The organism is Rhodococcus sp. Chr-9, from assembly GCF_000801125.1.
In the GTDB taxonomy this organism is placed as follows: Bacteria; Actinomycetota; Actinomycetes; order Mycobacteriales; family Mycobacteriaceae; genus Rhodococcus; species Rhodococcus pyridinivorans.
The window spans coordinates 1-1,177 of the sequence record NZ_JTIZ01000114.1; the positions used below are offsets into that span (position 1 = coordinate 1).

Here is a 1,177-nt window from a genome sequence, read left to right on the forward strand (position 1 = left end):
TCAAGTATCTTTGCTGGAAAGGCTACGATTAATCGTAAAGCGGAAACTTCATCAGCTCATGATGTAGCAAAAAGGATATTTTCCAAGGTTCAATTTCAACCAACTACAACCATTCAACACGCTCCATCTGAAACAGACCCTAGAAACTTGTTATTCATTAACTTTGCTTCAAGAAACTGGAATAGAAAAAGAATCACGACAAGGGTAGATATTAAGCAAAGTGTGACAATGGACACGGAAACAATAGTAGAACGTTCAGCTTATAATTTTGCTGTTGTGTTCGTTAAAAATAAAGCAACAGATGACTACACAGACCCTCCTAAAATGTACACAGCAAAAAATAACGGAGATGTCATTGATTATAGCACTTATCATGGAGACGGAACAGACTTGCCAGATGTAAGGACAACCAAAACATTGTTTTATGATAGAGATGACCACGGAAACCCTCCTGAGTTGTCTACTATTAAGGTTGAAATTTCTCCCTCTACAATCGTCACAAGGTTATTCTTTAATCAAAATGAACTTTTTCCTTTGTATGTTAATGACTTAGTAGATATTTGGTACGAGGGCAAGCTATATTCAGGATATATAGCAGATAGAGTTAAAACAGAGTTCAATGATAGACTTATTTTTGTAGGAAGTGGAGACAAACCGAATGTTATATGAGTATGTAGCTACTTATGGCGACAAATATAGAATAGATAGCTTTAAAGGGCATAGAGAGCTTCGTAAAGACCACTTAGAACTATTGCAAGGTAAAGTGTACTATAATAGTAAAAACACGCTTAGAATCGAGACCACGCTCTTGTATGAAGTCGGACAATTTGTATCAATTGGTGGTTATCCTTATGGCGGTAGAAAATTTAGATTGTTAGAGCTATCAATTACTGATAACCCAGTTTTAGATAAAGCGGAAATAATTTCAAGAAAGGTTAAAAATGACAATTAAAAACTTCACGTTTTTCAGTCCAAATGGTACAGAGTTTCCAGTCGGTTCTAATAATGACGGAAAACTATACATGATGTTGACTGGAATGGGCTATAGAACAATTAGGCGCAAAGATTGGAAAAGTCCATTAAATACAGCCCTTAACGTGCAATATGTTAACACATCAATCGTTGCAGGCGGGAGGTATTTTGAACTATTGAATGAAACTGTTGCCTTAAAAGGTAA

Annotated in this window: 3 protein-coding genes; all 3 read left to right on the forward strand. The window is 35.8% G+C overall.

The window, feature by feature from the left end; all coding sequences use genetic code 11:
• Positions 1–669, forward strand: a 669-nt coding sequence (locus QR64_RS26055; RefSeq protein WP_039586548.1) for a hypothetical protein, incomplete at its 5' end; no start/stop codon positions are given.
• Positions 659–952 carry a hypothetical protein gene (locus QR64_RS26060; RefSeq protein ID WP_036853158.1) on the forward strand — a complete coding sequence of 98 codons (294 nt, stop codon included), beginning with the start codon at positions 659–661 and terminating at the stop codon, positions 950–952. The genes QR64_RS26055 and QR64_RS26060, both read left to right, overlap by 11 nt.
• Positions 942–1,177: hypothetical protein (locus tag QR64_RS26065; RefSeq protein WP_200886520.1), on the forward strand; the 236-nt coding region annotated here is incomplete at its 3' end. The genes QR64_RS26060 and QR64_RS26065, both read left to right, overlap by 11 nt.

Bases quoted from the DNA above. Each gene is read 5' to 3' on its own strand.
- QR64_RS26060 (WP_036853158.1), top strand. From the start codon at position 659: ATGTTATATGAGTATGTAGCTACTTATGGCGACAAATATAGAATAGAT.